Genomic DNA, 20,369 nt, shown 5'->3' with positions numbered 1-20,369 from the left:
GGTCGCATACGGGACGGAGGAGACACGGGCAAGCACACTGTAAATGGCGGCGCGCCCGGGTTCCGGGCGCGCCGCGTGGATCTTCGCCGGGCCGTTGCCGCAGCCCGGGCCGGCTCAGCCGATCCGGGTCAGCTTCGCTCCGAACGACGGCTCGACCAGGTCCTCCTTGAGGGCGACCGGCACCTTCTGGGTGCTCTCGCCGTTGCCGACCGTCAGCACACCGACGGTGGTACCGGCCTTCGCCTCGTGGGGGACGGCCTTGCCGCCGTTGCTCATGGCGAAGGTCGCCTTCATGCCGGGCCAGCCGACCGCCGACAGGTCCTTGGTCGCCACGACCGGCGTCTGACCGCCGAGGCCGTCGTCCACGTACCCGACGACCTGCCCCTTCTTCACCACCGTGTCCGAGACCAGCGCCCCCCGGGCCGCGGTGATCACCTTCTCGGTGTTGCTCAGCACCAGTCCGAGCTGCGCGTTGGGGTCGGGGCTGTTGGTGTGCTGGTCCATCGTCACGCCGAGGATCAGCTGGTCCTTGCCGCCGACGGTGCGGTAGCTCGCCCACATGAACGTGCCGCCGGCCGGGGTGCTCGATCCGGTCTTGATGCCGGCGACCTGGCCCGCCATGGTCGTGAGCAGGCTGTTGTTGTTGTAGATCTTCTCCGGCAGGCCCGCGATCTGGACGTTCTCGGTGCGCACGACCTCCCGGAACGCGTCGTTCTTCATGACCTGCTCGGCGAGCTTGAGCTGGTCGACGGCGGTGCTCACGGTCGCCTTGTCCAGGCCGCTGGGGTCGGTGTACGTCGTCTTGGACATACCCAGCTTCTTGGCGGCGTCGTTCATCTTCTTCACGAACGCCCCCTCGGAACCGGCATCCCAACGGGCCAGCTGCCGCGCGACGTTGTTCCCCGAGGGGATCATCAGCATCTGCAGCATCTGGTACTGGTTGAACTGCTGGTCCTTCTTGAGCGGAACGCGCGACTCGTCCTTCTTCTGGGAGTCCGCCTCACCCTGCGCGTCGATCGTGATCGTCTGGCCCTTCTCACCCTTCTTGAGCGGGTGGTCGCGCAGCAGCACGTACGCGGTCATCACCTTGGCGACGCTCGCGGTCGGCACGGGCTTGGCCTGGCCGGACGTGCCCAGGCTGCCGACGCCGACGACCGAGACGGCGGCCTGGCCCTGGTCGGGCCACGGCACCGAGAGCTTGCCGCCGTCGAAGGTGAACGCGGCCGAGCCGCCGACGGCGAGCGCGGGCTCGGGCAACGGGCGCACGCTCTGGACCACCACGAAGATGATCGCCAGCAGCACCGCCAGCGGGGTCCAGATCTTGAACCGGCGGACGACGTTGCGCAGCGGGGTCTCGGGCGGCGGCGGGGTGTTGGTGAGCTTTGCCAGCAGGTCGAGCGGGGGCAGGGGTTGCTGCTTGGTCCGCTCCGACTCGGGCAGCCCGGCCGGGGCGGCGGCGGCACCCGCGTCGGCGGCCGGCGGCATGGCACCGGGCCGGTCGGCGGGCTTCTGCGGCGTGCTCGGCTTGGCGGGCGCGGCAGCCGGCAGCGCTCCGGCAGCGGCGGCGGCCTTGCCGCTCGCACCCGATGCCTTACCTGCCGGCTTGTCCGCCCCCTTCGACGTCTCCGCGGGCGCGTCCTGGGCCGCGTCCTTGGTAGCCCCCTTGGTCGCGCCCTTGGCCGCGTCCTTCGGGGTCTCCTTGGCCGGCTCCTTGGGCGTGTCCTTGCCCGGCGTACGGGCCGGGGTCCTGGGCGCCGTCTTGCCCAGCGACCGCCCGGCGGCGGAGTCGTCGTCCCGCTTCAGCGCGACGAACTGACTGGTGCGCTCCGCGTCGCTCTCGGCAACGGAACCACCGCCCTTGGCGCCGGACGCACCCTTGGAACCCTTGGCCTCGTCCTTGCCCTTGTCCTTGCCCTTGGAAGCGGCCTCGTCCGCGTCCTTGCCCTTCGCCTTGTCCTTGGACGCGGCCTCGTCCGCGTCCTTGGCACCGGGCGCACCCTTGGGGCCCTCCGCGGCCTTGCCGTTGGCCTGCTCCGCGGACGTGTCCTTGCTCTGCTCCGCGGACGTGTCCTTGCTCTGCTCCGCGGACCGGCCCTTGGCGGGCGGGTTGATCTTGAACGCGGTGGTCGCCTGGTCGACCGCCTCGCCCGAGGCAGGCTTCCCCTTGCCCTTCGCGACAGCGAACACCCGGGTGGCTTCATCGACCGCCGACCCGTCGTCCTCGGCCTCACCGCCGCCCGATTCGCCGGCCGCGTCGTCAGCCTTCGCGTCACCCTCGGCGCCGGACGCACCCTTCTGCGCCCCGACGGTCTTGAACACGGCCGTCGGCTGATCAACAACCTTGCGCTCAGCCTTGGCCCCGGGCTCGGCGTCAACCTTCGCCCCGGACTCGACCCCGGACTTGGCCCCAGCCTTGGCGCCCGTCTCGGCCTCGGCCTTGGCGTCCGTCTCGGCCTCGGCCTTGGCGTCCGTCTCGGCTTCGGCCGCCGCGTCACGCCCGGCCTCGACCTCTGCCGCCTTCGCGCCCGTCTTCGCCTCGCCCTTCGCGCCGGCCTTGACGGCGGACTTCGCCTGACCCTTCGCGCCGGCCTTGGCATCCGACTTTGCAGTCGGCTTTGCGGCGGCACCCTCGGAGTCGCCCTTCACCGCACCGGACCCCTCAGAGCCGGACTCCTCAGAGCTGGCCTTCGCGGAACCGGCCTTCTCCGAACCGCCCTCGGACACCGAAGCCTTGGAACCGGACGCCTTGGAGCCGGACTGCTTGGAACCGGACGCCTCGGACCCGGAGTCCTTGGTCCCGGAGCCCTTGGACGCGGAGCCCTTGGAGGCGGGGCTCTCGCTGCCGGACTCCTCGCCGTCTCCGCCGTCACCGGCCTCTTCCGCGTCGCCCTCGCCGTCCTTGTCGCCCTTCCCCGCGACCCAGGCCGCCACGGCGTCCCGCAGACGGCCGTCGCCGGCCTCGCCGTCGCCCTCGCCGTCCGCGGAGGCCCCAGCGGCCTCCTGGGCCGTCTCAGAGCGCTCAGGGGCCTCAGGGCCCTCACCCTTCCCGGGCGTCCCGGAATCCTCAGCTGCCTCAGCAACCCCGGTCTCCGTCGCCGGCTCATCCGGCTCCCCACGGAGGACCGACAGCCGCGGATCACGTCCGCTCTGCGCCGCCTCCCCCGACGACTGCTTCTTGTCCGACTTGTCGGGGGACTCGCCCGCCACCGATGTCTCCTTCGTACGTCGCACTGCCCTGCCCGGCCCAGTGTTTCCAAGTGTCCTGTGTCCGCGCGACGTCACCCCAACCGCCACGCGAATCGGGACGCGCCCCACCCCTCGGAGAGATGTCGCCAACGTGCAAGACGAGAACGACATACCTACCGGTTCCCTACCGAACCCCCCACGCACTCTCGACAGATGAATGTGAGAGGGGTCACCCTGTCATTCATCCACGCGGGGAGGCATGGATGGGCAGGAGCCGCAGAACAATTCCGGAGGAGCTTCTGCTGCTCGCTTTGGACCCGACGACGGGCACCACAGCGCAGCCGCAGTCGCTCGACCTCGGCCTGGCCGGGGCCCAGCTAGTAGAGCTGGCTCTGGCAGGACGGATAGCCCCAGACGGGGATCGTATCGCCGTGGTGATGGCACGGCCGACAGGAGATCCGACTCTGGACTCCGCGCTCGAACTGCTGCGCCGACGCGGCAGTCCGGTGCGGGCGGTCCACTGGATCGGCGGACCCCGACTGGGGCTTCGCCAGACGTACCTCACGCATCTCGAACGGTGCGGCATGGTGCATGCCGTGGCGGGCCAGATGTGCGGGGTGCTGCCGACGACGCGCTACCAAGCGACGGAGACGGCCATCAGCCGGGAAATCAGGGCCCGGCTGGACAACGCGATCCGCACCGGCGTACCCCCGGACCCGCGGACCGCGGCGCTCGCCGCGCTGGCCCATGCGGTCGGACTCGGCAAGCACCTCTACCCAGGGAACGAAGGGCGGTCATCGCGCTCCCGTCTCCGGGATCTGATCCGACACGACCCGATGGGCGGGCTGGTCGCCCACGCCGTCATGGACGTGCAGAACGGTGCCGCGGCACAGCCCCGACGGCCGCAGGCCGCCGGAGCGGGAGCAGTCCGGCAGCCGACGGCCCGTGCGGCGGAACCGGCCGGCGCGCCGGGTCAGGCCCGGCACGGCCACGGCAGGATGGCTCGCGTGGGCGCCCGCTGACGCCCTGAGGGCCGCGCCCGTACGCGCCGCACGCCCCTCGTACCACCAGTGCGCACGTACGGCGTTCCGCACCACCGGTGCACGACACCTGGCGCCCCCTCAGCGCCGGCGCCGGGCCACGTCAGCACCGCTTCCGCACCACCTCCGCACCACTCGCACCACCGGACCCACAGTCCCGTTCGGGAGCCGCAGCAGGAAGCGCGGGGTGGCGGGCCGGCCGTTTCGGACAACGGCCGGCCCGCCACCCCGCGCACATGACCGCTCGCCTTGTGTGTGCGTTTCACTGCGCGGCGTCACCCCGGAGTGGCAGTCTGCTGAAGAAGAAACAACAGCAGTACGGAGCCGGAGGTGCACTTTCCGTGGCGTCCAATGTCAACCCCACCGTCAGGCGACGCCGGTTGGGCCAGGAGCTGCGCAGGCTCCGGGAGCTCAAGGGCATGACGGCGGAAGAGGTGGCCGAGCGGCTGCTGGTCTCCCAATCGAAGATCAGCAGGCTCGAGAACGGCCGCCGCAGCATCAGCCAGCGCGACGTCCGAGACCTGTGCGGCGTCTACGAGGTCGAGGACCACCGCATAGTCGATTCGCTGATGCAGATGGCCAAGGATTCGCGCCAGCAGGGCTGGTGGCACGCCTTCGGCGACATTCCGTACAGCGTCTACATCGGTCTGGAGACCGAGGCCGCCTCACTGCGGATCTACGAGTCCCTGCTGGTGCCGGACCTGCTGCAGACCCCCGGCTACGCCGAGGCCGTCATCCCGGGCACGGTCCCCGAACTGGCGCCGGACCACTTGGAGAAGCGCATCCAGGTGCGGATGCGCCGCCAGGAGCGGGTCAACGACCCCGAGCGGCCGCTGCGACTGTGGGTGGTGCTGGACGAGAGCGCCCTGCGCCGGGTGGTCGGCAGCCACCTGATCATGCGCGAACAACTCGACCATCTCGTCGAGATGAGCAATTTGCCGCACGTGACGGTGCAGATCCTTCCGTACGACACCGGCGCCCACGCCGGAATGTCGGGAACGTTCTCGATCCTGAAATTCGACGACGCCTCCGATTCCAGCGTGGTGTACATCGAAGGCGTCACCAGTGACCTCTATCTGGAGAAAACCAACGATGTGCACAAATACACGATCATGTACGAGCATTTGCGTGCGCAGGCGCTGAGCGCCGAGGCCAGCAGGGAGTTCATCGCGGCGGCGGCGAAATCCCACGCGGATGCGCGGGGGTAAGGCCCGAGCTTCACGGAAAGCGGGCGGAATCCGGGATTCCGGAGAAAGGGTTCGCACGATACACCTGCCCCCTGGCCCGTGAAAAGAGATCAAGGAATATGCCATTCGGACGGGTGAACGGCCTCTGCGGCTCGTGATGTTGGCGCGTAGCGTCATCAGTACCGAATCCGCGGTAACTCAGAGTGAGCTGGAGTGAACATGGCCGTGCAGCCGAATTCCGCCTTCTCCTGGACCAAGTCCTCGTACTCCGGTGGCAACGGCGCCTGCGTGGAAATCGCCGTCCCCACCACCGCTGCCATCGCGGTGCGCGACTCCAAAGACCCCGAGGGGCCGCGCCTGACCTTCGTCAACTCCGCCTGGAGCCGCTTCGTGTCGGACGTCGCCGGTGGCACGTTCGACGTGGCGTGACCTGAACCCTCACGATCCGCTTTTCGCAGATACGAGCCCTCTCGACTGGATCGCCGTCCCGGCCGAGGGGGCTCGGCCCTGTCCGGACCCGTAAACGCCCCACCCGCGAGCACCCCGAACCCTGACCGCCGAATCTCCGGGACATTACGCCCCGTGAGCGAAATTCACCGCAATTCGGCCACGTACCGGTCCGTCCCCGGGACGGTCGGGACGAAAGGCGCCACCAGTTCCACCCGCCCCAGCCCCGACTCCGCCACCTCCTGCCCCAGGTCCGCGAAGTGCTCCGCCCACCCCTCGCGCGGGTCCTGCTGGAGGAACCACAGCAGCGTCAGCCGGGTCTCGACACCCTCGACCTGCTTCACGTACGTCATCCGGTCGCCGGGCAGCGGGGTGGGCCGGAAGACCGTGACCATGGCCGCCGGGGAGCCCGCCAGCCGCCGCGGCAGATGCCGGGTGCGCAACCACGCCAGCAGCTCCGCCCGCTCCCGCGGCCCGGCCGCGTCGATCACCTCCAGCACCAGCCCCGCGTACGGGTGGTCCAGCGCGTGGAAGTCCCGGGGGCCCGCCGTGCCGTCGCGGTAGACCGTCGCCAGATGATCCTGGAAGGCCGTGAAGACGTGCGTGCGGTCCTGGTGGATCCGGCCGTCCCGGTTGAGGCGCCGGTTGATGGCGACGGTCCACCGCATGTGCTCGTCGTAGCGGCCCTCGGTGAGCCAGTACGTGGAGAGGTAGCAGCCGGCCGTCACCGGCCGGGCGACGGCGGACTCCTCCGGGTAGCGCAGCAGTTGCAGGGCGCGGGTGGCGACCCAGCGGCGGCCGGCGAAGATCCAGGGCATCGCCATCGCCCCGGCGATGTAGTGGTCGTCCTCGTACCAGCGGTTGTAGGCGTACTCATGGCCCGGATGCGGTTCGACCATGGTGATCAGCGCATGCCCGGGGTGCACGCCGTAGGGGCCGACGGCGGCCAGCTCGGCATAGGTGGCGGCCCGGGTGTCCGCGGCGGGCTCGGCGGCCGCGCCCGCCGGTGTGTCCGTGCTGTCTGCGGTCATGACAGTCAGGTGTAGCTGACGAAGCGTCAGAAGGGGAGGGGTGCGGGAGGTGAAGGCGACGGAGCGGGGCGGGGACGGGTGCACCCTTCGTTCACCATGCGGGCACCCCTGCACACCACCTTCCGTCGCGCCTAAGCTGCCTGGCATCTGCAGCTAACGAGGGTTAACCGCAGATCTGAGCGATGGGAGCTGCCATGCCGGACATGCCGGATGTGATCCTTTCCGAGGCCCGTACCCCCGCCCCCGCGCTCGCCGCGCGCGCGGCCCGGACCGGCAGTTCGCCCGTACGCGACATCCTGGCGCTCACCGCCCGGCCCGAGGTCATATCGTTCGCCGGCGGGCTGCCGGCGCCCGAGCTGTTCGACGCGGCGGGCATGGCGGACGCCTTCCGGCATGTGCTCGCCGAAGCGCCGCGGCGGGTCCTCCAGTACTCCACGACCGAGGGCGATCCGGCGCTGCGGGCGGCCGTCGCGGCGCGCTACTCCGCCCGCGGGCTGCCCACCGAGGCCGACGACCTGCTGGTGACGACCGGTTCCCAGCAGGGCCTGTCGCTGCTGGCCACCGCGCTGCTGGAGCCTGGTGACGTGGTGCTGGTCGAGGACCCCTGCTACCTCGCGGCGCTGCAGATCTTCTCGTTGGCCGGCGCCCGGGTGGTGCCGGTGCCGACCGACGACGGGGGCCTGGACCCGGCCGCGCTGGACGAGATCGCCGCACGCGAGCGGCCCAAGCTGCTCTACGTCATCCCCACCTTCCAGAACCCGACCGGCCGCACGCTGTCCGCCGAGCGACGGGCCGCGGTCGCGGAGGTGGCCGCGCGCCGCGGCCTGTGGATCGCCGAGGACGACCCGTACGGGGAGCTGCGCTTCGAGGGCGAGCCGGCGCCGTGGGTGGCGGCCTTCCCGGGGGCCGAGGACCGTACGGCACTGCTCGGGTCGTTCTCCAAGGTGATGGCGCCGGGGCTGCGGCTGGGCACGGTGCGGGCGCCGGCCGCGCTGCGACGGGCCTGCGCCATCGCCAAGCAGGCCGCCGACCTGCACACCTCGACCATCGATCAAGCCGCCGCCGCCCGGTACTTGGCGGTCACGGACCTGGACGGCCATCTGGCGCGGGTGCGCGACGCCTACCGCGCGCGGCGGGACGCACTGATCGACGGCTTGCCCGCGGCGCTCCCGGAGGGGTCGCGGTGGAACCGTCCGGCGGGCGGCATGTTCGTGTGGGCGACGCTGCCCCCGGGGTACGACGCGGCGGCGCTGCTGCCCGAGGTCGTCAAGCATGACGTCGCCTACGTCCCCGGGGCGCCGTTCTTCGCCGGAGCTCCGGACCCGACCGCCGCCCGGCTGTCGTTCGTGACGCATGCGCCGGAGGAGATCCGCGAGGGCCTGGGCCGCCTGCGCAAGGCGCTGGAGGGCACCCGCCGCGAGGGGTGAGCCCCCCGGTGGGCCGGGGCGGCACGTCCCGGCCCACCGGATCGCCGCCGCCTCTGGCCTTCCGACGCCCTCCGCCCTACCCTGACGCCTCTACCTGATGCACCGTCAGTTCCGTTGGCGGATACGCCGGGTCGACCCGACAGGAGGCAGAGATGCTGCTGCGGAACAAGACCGTCGTCGTCTCGGGCGTGGGGGCGGGCCTCGGCCATCAGGTCGCGGCGGCGTGCGTACGGGACGGCGCCTCGGTGGTACTGGGTGCCCGTACGGAGGCGAACCTCGCCAAGTCGGCCGCGCTCATCGACCCCGCCGGCGAGCGGACGGCCTGGCGGGCGACCGACATCAGCGACGAGGAGCAGTGCGTGGCGCTGGCCGCGCTCGCGGTGGAGCGGTTCGGCGGGATCGACGCGGTGATCCATGTCGCCGCGCTCGACGCGCTCTTCGGCGGCCTGCGGGACGCCGACTTCGCCTCCTGGCGCGATGTGGTGGACGTCAATCTCTTTGGCACTCTGCGGATGACCCGGGCCTGCCTGCCCTCGCTGACGGCGCGGGGCGGCGGTTCGGTGGTGATGATCGGCACCCAGTCGTCGGTGGCCGCTCCCTCCCAGGTCCAGCAGGCGGCGTACGCGGCGTCCAAGGGCGGCCTGGTCTCCGCGATGTACTCGCTGGCGCGCGAGCTCGGACCGGACCGGATACGGGTCAACACCGTGCAGCCCGGATGGATGTGGGGCCCGCCGGTCGAGGCGTACGTACGGTTCCAGGCGCACACCGAGGGCGTACCGGAGGCCGAGGTGCTGGCCCGGCTCACCGAACGGATGGCACTGCCCGAGCTGGCGACGGACGCGGACGTGGCGGAGACCGCCGTCTTCCTGGCCTCCGACCGGGCACGCGCCATCACGGGCCAGTCGCTGCTGGTCAACGCGGGCGAGCTGATGCGCTAGCGCTCCACGCGAGGGCCGGTCCGGGGGCCTGCCCCGCCCTGCGCACCGCACCGCCTCCCCTCTCTCCCCCTCCCCATCTCTTCCCCCTCCGTTCCTTGTTCGGCTGTGGCCGCACCGGATCCCGTTTCCGTGCGGTGGTGCGTTCGGGCCTGTCAACGGCGCCCGGCGAAGTGTCCGTTCATCGTGGGTTCGGCGGTCGGCGCGGGACAACGCCCGCGAGAGTCAAGGCGGAGTAAAATCGTTCGCTTTGCTGATCGCCATTCATATCCATGACCCACGATGGTCTTGACCGGTCCGCTCAAGCGGCGGTTCAATCCCCGAAGTCCCCACTCCCGCAAGGGGACCCCGCCCCACAGGACGTCACGGCGAAGTGCCCCACGTTCACAAGGCGGACCCCTGGAGGGGGCATGAACAGTCTCGACTGGGCCGTGCTCATCGGCTACTTCGGCGTGATGGTCGCGATCGGCGTGTGGTCGCACAAGAGGGTGGACGACGTCAGCGACTTCTTCACCGCCGGCGGCAAGATGCCGTGGTGGCTGTCCGGCATCTCCCACCACATGTCGGGCTACAGCGCCGTGATGTTCACCGGGTACGCCGGTATCGCCTACCAATACGGCGTCACCTCTTACGTCACCTGGTCCTTCCCCATCGCGATCGGTATCGCCATCGGGGCGCAACTGTTCGCGGGACGGCTCAACCGGCTGCGCTCACGACTCGGTGTCGCGTCGCCGCTGGAATACCTCAAGGCCCGCTACAACCTGCCGACGCAGCAGGCGCTGGCCTGGTCCGGCGTACTGCTGAAGATCGTGGACGTGGGCGCCAAGTGGGCGGCCATCGCCACCCTGTTGTCCGTCTTCACCGGCATGTCGCTCGGCCAGGGCATCCTCATCACGGGCCTGACCACCGGCGTGTACTGCACCGTCGGCGGACTGTGGGCCGACGCCCTCACCGAGCTGGGACAGTTCGTCATCCAGCTGCTGGCCGGCGTCGCGATGCTGGTCACCGTCCTGGGTGAGCTGGGCGGTTTCAGCTCGCTGTGGACCGTGTGGGACAAGCTGCCGGACAGCCACACCCAGCCGACCGTCGGCCCGTACACCCTGACGTTCCTGCTCGCCTACCTCTTCATCAAGACCTTCGAGTACAGCGGCGGCATGTGGAACCAGGCCCAGCGCTTCATGGCCACCTCCGGCCCCCGGCAGGCGAAGCGCTCGGCCCGGCTGTCGGCACTGCTGTGGTTCGTCTGGCCCGCCGTCCTCTTCTTCCCCATGTGGGTGGCACCGCTGCTGGTGAAGGCGCAGAAGCCGGACGCCTCCGACTCGTACGCGCTGCTGACCGAACGCCTGCTGCCGCACGGCCTGCTGGGGCTGGTCATCGTCGGCTTCTTCTCCCACACGATGGCGATGTGCTCGTCGGACGCCAACGCCATCTCGGCCGTCTTCACCCGCGACATCGCGCCGGCCCTGTCGGCGAGGGCGCGCGCCTGGTCGCACCGGGCGGGGCTGCTGGCCGCGCGGTTGTCGACGGTCGCCTTCCTGGCGCTGTCGATGGCGATAGCGACGCAGGTCAACTCGCCGACGTTCAAGGACATCATCACCGTCGTCATCAAGTGGGTCGCCGGACTGGTCGGCCCGATCTCCATCCCGTTCCTGCTCGGCATGCTGCGGGTCTTCCGCAGGTCGGGGCCCACGGCGGCGCTGGGGTCGTGGGCGGCCGGCCTGTTCGCCTTCTGGCTGACCAACTACGGCCTGGGCGATGTGCAGTTGCAGATCCAGATCGTCTCGCCGGTCGCCACCTCACTCGTGCTCTACCTCCTGCTCGGCCTCGTACGGCCGGAGGACACGGAGGAGCGGGACGCGGTACTGGCGCGGATCAACTCCGGGGGCGACGACGACGGCGCGGTCGGGGCCTGGGCGGTGACCGGGGCGATGACCGGGGCGGACGCCGGTGCCGGTGCCGGCGTCAGCGGTGCGACGGGGCTGGAGGGCATTCCGGAGCAGACGGCCGGGGCGGAGGGTCTGACGGGAGACGGGGGGAGGGGAGACGGACGGACAGGGGACGGGCGGGGGACGGGCTGATGGAAGACGGGATGACGGGGGGGCGGGCTGGCGGGCTGACGGAAGACGGGCGGGGCCCGGGCGGGGGGCTCGGGCCGTGAGGCCGACGGGTGCGTTGCGTGGCGGCTCGCCCCGCTGCGGGGGCGCTAGGCGCGCGGGTAGCGGGCGAGCCAGCCCGGGGACGAGCCGGCCGGGCCGTGCAGGGCGGGCCCCTGCGTCATCTCCATCGAGAAGTCGTCGGCCAGTTGCAGGATCGTCTCCCGGCCCTCCAGCTCGACCAGCCACTCCGGCGGCAGGGCCGTCTCGCCGTGCAGCGTGCCCAACAGATTGCCGCAGATGGAGCCGGTGGAATCGCTGTCGCCACTGTGGTTGACGGCGAGCAGCAGGCCGTGCCGCATGTCCTCGGCGACCAGCGCGCAGTACACACCTATGGACAGCGCCTCCTCCGCCGTCCAGCCCTCGCCCAGCGACTCGACCCGGGCGGGCGTCGGCATGCCCTGCCGCACGGCGCCGAGCGCGCGCTTGAGGGCGTCGGTGGTCTCCTCGTGGCCGGGGCGGGTGGCCAGATGCGCCAGTGCCTTCTGCACGGCGCCGTCGAGGTCCTCGCCGCGTGCCAGCGAGTGGCTGATGACGGCGAACGCGCCGGCTGCGAGGTAACCGGTGGGATGGCCGTGCGTCTGTGCCGCGCACTCGACGGCGAGCTGGAACACCAGCTGCGGCTCCCAGCCCACCAGCAGCCCGAACGGCGCGGAGCGCATCACCGCGCCGCAGCCCTTCGAGTCGGGGTTCTTGGGCCTCTCGAGCGTGCCCATCGCCTCGTCGCCGAGGCCGGACAGGCAGGCCCGGCCGGGAGCGCGCCGGGAGTAGAGCCACTCCTCACGGGCGAGCCAGCCGTCGTCCTTCTTGCGCTCGTCGGGGCCCCAGTCGCGCTGGGTGGTGGCCCAGCGCAGATAGGCGCGGTGGATGTCGGTCGGCGGATGCCAGGCACCGGTGTCGCGGCGGACCTGGGCCCGGATCAGCCCGTCGACGGTGAACAGGGTCATCTGGGTGTCGTCGGTAACCGCACCGCGCCTCCCGAAGGCGGGCACGAAGTCCGTCACGCCCTCCTGGCCGTGCGCCTCACGGATCGCATCGAGCGCGTCGAATTCGATACCGGCGCCCAGCGCGTCGCCGATGGCGCCGCCGAGCAGGCAGCCGCGCACCCGGCTGCGGAAGTCCTGCTGTTCCGCGCGCCCCCAGATTGCGGTGCCGCCTCCCGCTGCGCTCACTGCGCCCTCCTGAAGCTCACTACGTCCCGGGGCCTTGTGGGGCCCCTGGCGCAGCACTGTAATCGACCACGATTGATCAATTTCCGGCCAGGTGAGTATGTGAATAGTCGCTGGCTAGGCGGCTTTTGGGCGATACGGTCCGGATGCGGAGGGGGCAGCTGATTTCCCCCTCCAACCGGTAACCGACCACCGACCACCGTTCACTCTCCGCCACCCGACCGCCGGCCCCCTGCCTTCTGCCACCTGCTCTCCCCCTCCCCTCCCCACCCCACCCCTCCCCCTCCTCGCCCTCGTCCTCGCCCCCTCGTCCTCGTCCTTTCCTCAGCTTCGGGAGCTTCCGCATGACACCGCGTTGCGCCGTACTCGACGACTACCAGGGCGTCGCCCTCTCCATGGCCGACTGGTCGCCCTTGTCCGACGCCGTGGACGTCCATACGCTGCGGCAGCCCTTCCGCTCCGAGGACGAGGTGGTCGCGGCGATCGGCGACTGCGAGATCGTGGTCGCCATGCGTGAGCGCACGCCGTTCCCCGCCTCACTCCTCGCCCGGCTCCCCCGTCTGCGGCTTCTGATCACCTCCGGAATGCGCAACGCCTCCATCGATCTGGATGCCGCCGCCCGGCACGGTGTCACCGTCTGCGGCACCGCCAGCAACACCGAACCGCCCGTCGAACTCACCTGGGCCCTGATCCTCGGCCTGGCCCGCAACGTCGTCACCGAGAACACCGCCCTACGCGCCGGCGGCCCCTGGCAGAGCACGCTCGGCGCCGATCTGCACGGCCGTACGCTCGGGCTGCTCGGCCTCGGCAAGATCGGCACCCGGGTCGCCCGGATCGGTCTGGCCTTCGGCATGGACGTGGTCGCCTGGAGCCGGAACCTGACCCCCGAGCGCGCGGCGGAGGCGGGTGTCCGCGCCGCCACCACCAAGGAAGAGCTCCTGGAGAGCAGCGACTTCGTCTCCGTGCACCTCGTCCTCGGCGAGCGGACCCGTGGCCTGCTCGGCGCCGGCGAACTCCGCCGTATGCGGCCCACCAGCTATCTCGTCAACACCTCCCGTGCCGCGATCGTCGACCAGCCCGCGCTGCTCCAGGCGCTGCGCGAGAACTGGATCGCCGGCGCCGGTCTCGACGTCTTCGACCAGGAACCGCTGCCCGCCGACCATCCGCTGCGCACCCTCCCGAACGTCCTCGCTCTCCCCCACCTCGGCTACGTCACCCGCCGCAACTACGAGGGCTACTTCCAACAGGCCGTCGAGAACATCACCGCCTTCCTCGCCGGCACTCCGATCCGACAACTGCACTGAGGGCCCTCCCCCCTCATGTCCCGTTCCTGGCGGTATGCGCCGACCTCGGGGCGCTTATCCGTTCGATGATGGCAACGCCCCGCGCTGGGCATGCTCTCCCCATGTCCGAGTACGAGTGGGATCGCACCACGATGGCGGTCGTCGCCTCCGCACTCTCCGGGGACAGCGACGGCGCGGTGGAACTGCTCCGGCCGCTGCCCCAGCGCGATGTCTGCCATATCGCGGTGCGGCTTGCCGCCATGGCCGCGGATGCGCTGATCGTCGCCGCCCAGGACAGCGGAGGCGACCGCGAGGAGGCGCTGTCGCAGTGGCAGCAGTGCATCCTCCAGCACGAGGCCGAATACGAGGGCGAGTAGCGCGGCCCCGGCGCGGTCGCCCGGACGCGGCCGTTCGTTCGGCCGAAGCCGGGCCAACCGGCCGGCCGGCCTGGCCGGAGCACCCGGCCTGCCGGTCAGCCCGGCGGATCAGCCCAGCAGGTCAGTCCGGCAGGTCAGCCCGGCGGGTCAAGGTGGCTGGCCGCAGTCGCCATCCTGCGTATCAGCCCGTTGCGGACGGCCTCCAGCCTCTCCGCGTTCGCTCCCGGCAGCCGTGCCAGATCACGTATCCCCAACTCGGTTTCGGCAACGGCCGCCCAGGCGGCTCCGTCCAGCAACCGTGCCGTTTCGTCCTCGGCTCCCGCCCAGTCCCCGAGGGCGCAGCGGCTGACGACCCCCGCCACCGCCGCTGCCGCCCCTGCGAGCCCGTACGGGTCACCTTCGTGCCCGCCGCCACCGCCGTGGTCGTCGTCGGTGCCTGCGGACCGCAACGCCTGCCAGGCGGACAAGGACCCGGCCGCGTCCACGCCCTCGTGTGCCCCGGTCAGCAGCGCCGCCTCGTACCGGACCATCACATGGGCGGAGAGCGCGCCGTGTGCCGCCTCCAGCGTTTCGTGCGCGGCGTCGAAGCTTCCGGCGCGGCGCAGGCACCCGGCCTTGAGGGCGAGGAGCGCGGCGTTCGGGCCGCTTGCGGCGAGTGCGCGGTCGAAGTCGGTGAGTGCCTCCGCCGGACGGCCCGCGAGCAAGTGGGTCCTGCCCCGTGCGGCCGTGATCCGCCAGGATTCCGGGGCGAGTTGCAGGGCAGTGGTGAGTTCGGCGCGGGCCTCGTCGCAGCGGCCGAGGGCACACAACGCGAGCCCACGGGCCGTACGGGCCCAGGCGTCGCCGGGGGCGAGGGCCAGGGCTTCGTCGGCCTCCGCGAGTGCCTCTTCGTACCGCTTCATCTCCAGCCAGGTGCGGCAGCGCTCGCCCTTCACCCAGGGGTCGTCCGGGCGGAGTCCGGCCGCGCGTCCGAGGGCGGTCAGGGCCTCCTCGTGGCGGCCCATGGCGCGCAGGGTCATTCCTCGGCGGGCGTGGGCCCATACGTAGGCGGGGTTGACCTCCAGCGCCCGGTCGAACTCCGCCAGGGCCAGCGCGTGCTGTCCCGTGTCGCGGTAGGTGGCGCCCCGTTCGGCCATCGCCCAGGCGTAGTCCGCGTTGATCTCGATGGCGCGTGCCAGGCCGGCCAGGGCTTCGCCGTGGCGGCCGAGGCGTCGCAGGCAGACGGCCCGGCTGGCGAGGGTGAAGGCGTGCCGGGGCTGCCGGGCCAGGACGCCGTCGAACGCGGTGACGGCCTCCTCGAAGCGGCCCATGAGGCGGTATGCCTCGCCGAGCTGGGCGGCGGCGTCCACCGAGTCCGGCGCGGCCTCCAGGGCGCGGAGGTAGTCCTCGGCGGCCCGGTCGAAGCAGCGCATGTAGCGGTGGGTCAACCCCCGGTCGAGCAGCGCCGCGGCGTCGCGCGGTGTCAGCTCCAGACAGCGGTCGAGGTCCGCGAACGCCTGCGGCCACGCCTCGGCGAGGCGGTATTCGCGGCCCCGGAGGCGGTGAATGCGGGCCTGCTCGGCCACCTCCAGCCCGGGCCGGGCGAGCAGCGCGGTCAGCACCGCGGCCAGGCCGCCGCCCTCCTCCGCGCAGGCGGCGACCAGCCGCTCGCCCCACTCCCTGACCTCGGGGGCGTCGGCGTCCTCGCCGGCCTGCCGGATGCCCTCGGCCACCCGGCGCACCACGGGCCCTTCGTACTCGGCCGCGTCCCGCACGTCGGCCAGCGCCTCGTCGATCGCGGCGTGCGGATCCGCGCAGAGGGCGTGATACGTCTCCCGCAGACGCTGCTCCACCCAGCGTTCCTCGCCCCAGGACCGCGCCGGGTCGTTGTCGTCGGCGCACTCCCTGCGGCGGTCCCGCGCGGCCTCGGCGAGCCGGCGGTGCCGGGCCGTCCAGGTCTGCGGGGACCGGCGACGCTGGAGGCGCAGCATCGCCGTGCGCACCACCTCGTGGTACTGCCGGCGGCCCGACCGGCCGGTCACGAAGGGCAGTCCGCACAGCCAGCCGAAGTGCCCGGCGGCGGCCGGGTCCACCGCGGTCCGGAAGACGTCCTCGTCGAGGGAGCGGGGCAGCGCGGCAGCGAGTGCCGCCTCCCGGCGGACGGGGTCCGTCTCCCACTTCAGGAAGCGCTCGACGGCCGTGTCGCTGGGATCGTCGACGGCCTCCGCGGCCCGGGGGCGGTTCTCGGCGAGGGTCGACACCAGCACCGGCAGCCCGCCGGACAGCCGTAGCACCACCTCGACGATGCGTTCGTCCACGATGTCCCTGGTCGCCAGGTACTGCCGTGCCTCGGCCTCGGTGAAGGCGTCCAGCGGCAGCTCCGCCACGCAGTCGAGGTGGTCGGCCCAGCAGCGGTGGTCCAGGGCGGTCTGGCCGGCCAGCGTCACCACCACGTTGGGCGCCAGCGGACCGTACCGGTCGCTGACCAGGACGTCGCGCAGCCAGGTGTCGAGCAGCGGGCCGGTCCGTTCGTAGGTGTCGAAGAAGAGGGCCAGCCAGGGCACCTCGTCGGCGACGGCACCCATCTCACGGAGGAACACCGGCGTCAGGGCCGCCACCGGCTCCATCACCAGCTCGACGTCGTCGTGATTGCGCAGCCGGGCGCTGAGCAGTCCCCGCAGCCGGTCCGCGCCGCGCGCCATCTGCCGGGCGTCCAGCGCCCCGGTGACGGCCCCGACGCCGGGCAGCAGCCCGAGGGCGGCGAGTCCCGCCTGCGCCGCGATCATGCTGCCGGGCGACGGGCCGCTCCCCTGGGCGTCACCGTCCGCGTCCCCCGCGCCGGGCGGCCCCTGCGCGGCGACGGCCACCGCCTCCGCCTCGTGCCGTCGTTCCCGGTAGGTGGCGAGGAGTTTGTCGAACACCTTCAAGGGATGTCCCTGGGCGGCCAGTTGGCGGCTGACGGCCGCCATCGCCTCGGGGACGGTGTGCGCCGACTCGTCGACGTACGCGGTCGGTGCGCCCTGCTCGCGGGCGGTCTCCTCGAACTGCCGGATCAGGGACGTCTTTCCGACGCCTGCCTGGCCGTGCACATGGAACAGGAACTGCTGTCCCGGATCTGTCACGTCGCGGGCGAAGTTGGCCCGGAAGTTCTCGATCTCCGCCCGTCGCCCGACGAACCCGGCCCGTCGTCGCTGCCGGATCAGTTCCTGCCGCGACGGCCTGCTGCGCTCCATCCTGTCCACCCCCGTTCACGACGGCTGGTGCCGCCCGCCGGCTTGCTGCCTGCTCTCGCAGATTAGCTTTCGGCGGAGCGGCGCACGGGGGGCTGTGGATAACCTCGCCGGCCGGGGCGCGGCGGCCGCGCTGCCGCGCCGGGTCCCCTACTCCACCACCGGCAGCAGCTCCGGCAGATGCCCGTCCGAGGCCAAGGCGGCGGCCTGGCGTTCTTCGGACACCGGGCCGTAGGTCGTCGTGCGGGGGCGGGCCGGGCGCCCGGCCCGCTCCGCGATGTCGATCAGGCCCTGGACGGAGCGGTAGGACCCGTAACTGGAGCCCGCCATCCGGGAGATGGTCTCCTCCATCAGGGTGCCGCCCAGGTCGTTGGCGCCGGAGCGGAGCATCTCCGCCGCCCCGTCCGTGCCGAGCTTGACCCAGCTCGTCTGGATGTTGGTGATGTGCGGATGGAGCAGGACCCGGGCCATCGCCGTCACCGCGCGGTTGTCACGGGTGGTGGGGCCCGGGCGGGCGATCCCGGCCAGGTACACGGGCGCGTTGGTGTGGATGAAGGGGAGTGTGACGAACTCGGTGAAGCCGCCGGTCTCCTGCTGGATCTCGGCGAGCAGGCGGAGGTGGCCGAGCCAGTGCCGCGGCTGGTCGACGTGGCCGTACATCATCGTCGAGGACGAGCGGATACCCAGCTCGTGGGCGGTTTTGACGACCTCCACCCAGGTGGCGGTGGGGAGTTTGCCCTTGGTGAGGATCCAGCGGACCTCGTCGTCGAGGATCTCCGCGGCCGTGCCGGGGATGGTGTCCAGGCCGGCGGCCCTGGCCTCGGTCAGCCACTCGCGGAGGGACAGGCCGGTGCGGGTGGCGCCGTTGACAACCTCCATGGGCGAGAAGGCGTGCACATGCATCCCGGGCACGCGTTCCTTGACGGCGCGCGCGATGTCGAAGTACGCCGTGCCGGGCAGGTCGGGGTGGATGCCGCCCTGCATGCAGACCTCCACCGCGCCCACGTCCCACGCCTGCTGGGCGCGGTCGGCGACCTGGGAGAGGGACAGGGTGTAGGCGTCGGCGTCCGTGCGGCGCTGGGCGAAGGCGCAGAAGCGGCAGCCGGTGTAGCAGACGTTGGTGAAGTTGATGTTCCTGGTGACGATGTAGGTGACGTCGTCGCCCACCGTGGCGCGCCGCAGATCGTCGGCGATTCCGCAGAGGGCGTCCAGGGCGGGCCCGTCGGCGTGCAGCAGTGCCAGCGCCTCGGCGTCCGTGAGCCGGGTCGGGTCGTCGGCGGCCCGGGACAGGGCTTGCCGTACGTCGGTGTCGATCCGCTCGGGCGCCATCCCGGGGGCGGCGGCCTCGCGCAGCGCCTCCCAGTCGCCGTAGACCTCGTCGAAGTCGTCGCGGCGGTCGGCGGTGCGGCCTTCGGTGTCGATGGTGTGGTGCAGGTCCGTACGGCCGGACGCGCTCAGCGTGAAGCCTTCCTCGGGCTCCTGCCAGGGCCGACCCACCACGGGGGCGTCCTCGATCGCCAGGCCCGTCTCCGGGTCGGCGAGGGCGCGGACGTGCGGCAGCAGCCGGGGGTCGAGCCAGGGTTCGCCGCGCTGGATGAACTCCGGGTAGATGGGGAGGCGTTCGCGCAGCTCGAAGCCGGCGGTGGCGCACCGTTCGGTCAGCTCGTCGATCTGCGGCCAGGGGCGCTCGGGGTTGACGTGGTCGAGGGTCAGCGGGGACACGCCGCCCCAGTCGTCGATGCCGGCGTCGACGATCAGGGCGTATTCGCCGTCGACGAGGTTGGGCGGCGCCTGGATCCGGGTCGAGGGGCCCATGATGTGCCGGGCCACCGCGATCGTCGCGGCCAGCTCCTCCAGCTCGGCGTCCGGCATTCCGCGCATCGCCGTGTCCGGCTTGGCGCGGAAGTTCTGCATGATCAATTCCTGGATGCCGTGGTACGCGCGCTGGATGCGGCGCAGCGCGAAGAGCGACTCGGCGCGCTCCTCGTAGGTCTCGCCGATACCGATCAGCAGCCCGCTGGTGAAGGGCACGTTGGAGCGACCGGCGTCCTCCAGGACGCGCAGCCGCACGGCGGGTTCCTTGTCGGGTGAGCCGTGGTGCGGGCCGCCGGGCTCGCTCCACAGGCGCTCGGCGGTCGTCTCCAGCATCATCCCCAGGGACGGGGCCACGGGCTTGAGCCGCTGGAAGTCCGTCCAGGACATCACCCCCGGATTGAGGTGCGGCAGCAGCCCGGTCTCCTCCAGGACGCGGATGGCCATGGCGCGGAGGTAGGAGACCGTGTCGTCGTAACCGTGCGCCTCCAGCCACTCACGGGCCTCGGGCCAGCGGTCCTCGGGCTTGTCCCCCAAGGTGAACAGGGCTTCCTTGCAGCCCATTTCGGCGCCGCGGCGGGCGATGTCCAGCACCTCGTCCGGCGACATGAACATCCCGTGGCCCGCCCGGCGCAACTTGCCGGGCACCGTGACGAAGGTGCAGTAGTGGCACTTGTCGCGGCACAGGCGCGTCAGGGGGATGAAGACGCCCTTGGAGTACGTGATGACGCCGGGGCGGCCCGCTGCCTCCAGGCCCGCGTCCCGCACCCGGGCCGCGGAGGCGCACAGGTCCTTGAGGTCGTCGCCGCGGGCCTGGAGCAGCACCGCCGCCTCACCGACGTCCAGCGCCACACCGTCGCGGGCCCGCTTGAGCGCACGACGCATCGCGTTGTCCGTGGGACGGCCCTGCGAAGCGGGGAGAGCGCTCGTCCCGTGGCCGGTCCCCCGGTCGGATGCCTGGTCAGGTCCCTGCGCGCTGGAAGTCATCCTCCGAGCATACGAGCGTCCACCGACAGCGCCGCCGCCGGAGAACACCCGGCCGGTGTGCCACTGATCACGGCATACGGGGGTTACGTCCGGCCCCGAAAGGGGCAATTCCCCGGCGGCGGCTCA

At 71.7% G+C, this 20,369-nt stretch carries 13 protein-coding genes; 8 read left to right on the top strand and 5 right to left on the bottom strand.

What is annotated here, in order from left to right; genetic code table 11:
• Nucleotides 1-114: 114 nt before the first annotated feature.
• Nucleotides 115-3,207, bottom strand: coding sequence for a serine hydrolase (locus tag SL103_RS02890; protein WP_069567165.1), 3,093 nt, complete (start codon nucleotides 3,205-3,207; stop codon nucleotides 115-117).
• A gap of 242 nt (nucleotides 3,208-3,449) precedes the next feature.
• On the opposite strand from SL103_RS02890, the gene SL103_RS02885 reads away from it, so the two are divergent.
• The 3 genes from SL103_RS02885 (at nucleotide 3,450) to SL103_RS02875 (ending at nucleotide 5,842) form a co-directional block, all read left to right on the top strand.
• On the top strand, nucleotides 3,450-4,208 hold the full coding sequence (locus SL103_RS02885) for a GOLPH3/VPS74 family protein (protein WP_069567164.1): 759 nt from the start codon (nucleotides 3,450-3,452) through the stop codon (nucleotides 4,206-4,208).
• A 359-nt stretch (nucleotides 4,209-4,567) separates the two neighbouring features.
• The gene (locus tag SL103_RS02880) at nucleotides 4,568-5,434 is read left to right on the top strand and encodes a helix-turn-helix domain-containing protein (RefSeq protein WP_069567163.1); all 867 of its coding nucleotides are present in this window, start codon (nucleotides 4,568-4,570) and stop codon (nucleotides 5,432-5,434) included.
• Nucleotides 5,435-5,632: 198 nt separating this feature from the next.
• Nucleotides 5,633-5,842 carry a DUF397 domain-containing protein gene (locus tag SL103_RS02875; RefSeq protein ID WP_069567162.1) on the top strand — a complete coding sequence of 70 codons (210 nt, stop codon included), beginning with the start codon at nucleotides 5,633-5,635 and terminating at the stop codon, nucleotides 5,840-5,842.
• 164 nt (nucleotides 5,843-6,006) lie between these two features.
• Here SL103_RS02875 and SL103_RS02870 read toward each other — a convergent pair whose 3' ends face one another.
• On the bottom strand, nucleotides 6,007-6,891 hold the full coding sequence (locus SL103_RS02870; protein WP_069567161.1) for a hypothetical protein: 885 nt from the start codon (nucleotides 6,889-6,891) through the stop codon (nucleotides 6,007-6,009).
• Nucleotides 6,892-7,094: 203 nt separating this feature from the next.
• Between SL103_RS02870 and SL103_RS02865 the strand changes: the two genes are divergently transcribed.
• From SL103_RS02865 to SL103_RS02855, 3 genes are all read left to right on the top strand, one after another.
• Complete coding sequence (locus SL103_RS02865) at nucleotides 7,095-8,318, top strand: PLP-dependent aminotransferase family protein (protein ID WP_069573316.1); 1,224 nt, start codon at nucleotides 7,095-7,097, stop codon at nucleotides 8,316-8,318.
• 152 nt (nucleotides 8,319-8,470) lie between these two features.
• A complete protein-coding gene (locus tag SL103_RS02860) occupies nucleotides 8,471-9,256 on the top strand; it encodes an SDR family oxidoreductase (RefSeq protein WP_069567160.1) in 786 nt (261 codons plus the stop codon).
• Between the two features lie 407 nt (nucleotides 9,257-9,663).
• Nucleotides 9,664-11,331, top strand: coding sequence for a sodium:solute symporter family protein (locus tag SL103_RS02855; protein ID WP_079145530.1), 1,668 nt, complete (start codon nucleotides 9,664-9,666; stop codon nucleotides 11,329-11,331).
• A gap of 125 nt (nucleotides 11,332-11,456) precedes the next feature.
• On the opposite strand, the gene SL103_RS02850 is transcribed toward SL103_RS02855, so the two are convergent.
• Nucleotides 11,457-12,578 (bottom strand): ADP-ribosylglycohydrolase family protein, encoded by a 1,122-nt coding sequence (locus tag SL103_RS02850; RefSeq protein WP_069567159.1) that lies wholly within the window; start codon nucleotides 12,576-12,578, stop codon nucleotides 11,457-11,459.
• A gap of 341 nt (nucleotides 12,579-12,919) precedes the next feature.
• On the opposite strand from SL103_RS02850, the gene SL103_RS02845 reads away from it, so the two are divergent.
• Both SL103_RS02845 and SL103_RS02840 read left to right on the top strand, forming a co-directional pair.
• On the top strand, nucleotides 12,920-13,879 hold the full coding sequence (locus SL103_RS02845) for a D-2-hydroxyacid dehydrogenase family protein (RefSeq protein ID WP_069567158.1): 960 nt from the start codon (nucleotides 12,920-12,922) through the stop codon (nucleotides 13,877-13,879).
• Nucleotides 13,880-13,980: 101 nt separating this feature from the next.
• Complete coding sequence (locus tag SL103_RS02840; protein WP_033271241.1) at nucleotides 13,981-14,235, top strand: hypothetical protein; 255 nt, start codon at nucleotides 13,981-13,983, stop codon at nucleotides 14,233-14,235.
• Between the two features lie 134 nt (nucleotides 14,236-14,369).
• On the opposite strand, the gene SL103_RS02835 is transcribed toward SL103_RS02840, so the two are convergent.
• Nucleotides 14,370-17,447: an ATP-binding protein gene (locus tag SL103_RS02835; protein WP_164492744.1), complete on the bottom strand. Its 3,078-nt coding sequence runs from the start codon at nucleotides 17,445-17,447 to the stop codon at nucleotides 14,370-14,372.
• Between the two features lie 147 nt (nucleotides 17,448-17,594).
• The gene (locus SL103_RS02830) at nucleotides 17,595-20,243 is read right to left on the bottom strand and encodes a bifunctional FO biosynthesis protein CofGH (protein ID WP_069567156.1); all 2,649 of its coding nucleotides are present in this window, start codon (nucleotides 20,241-20,243) and stop codon (nucleotides 17,595-17,597) included.
• Between the last annotated feature and the right edge of the window lie 126 nt (nucleotides 20,244-20,369).

The organism is Streptomyces lydicus, assembly GCF_001729485.1.
Taxonomy (GTDB): Bacteria; Actinomycetota; Actinomycetes; order Streptomycetales; family Streptomycetaceae; genus Streptomyces; species Streptomyces lydicus_D.
The sequence above is the reverse complement of the archived record's forward strand: the minus strand, read 5'-3'. Positions and strand labels throughout refer to the sequence as shown.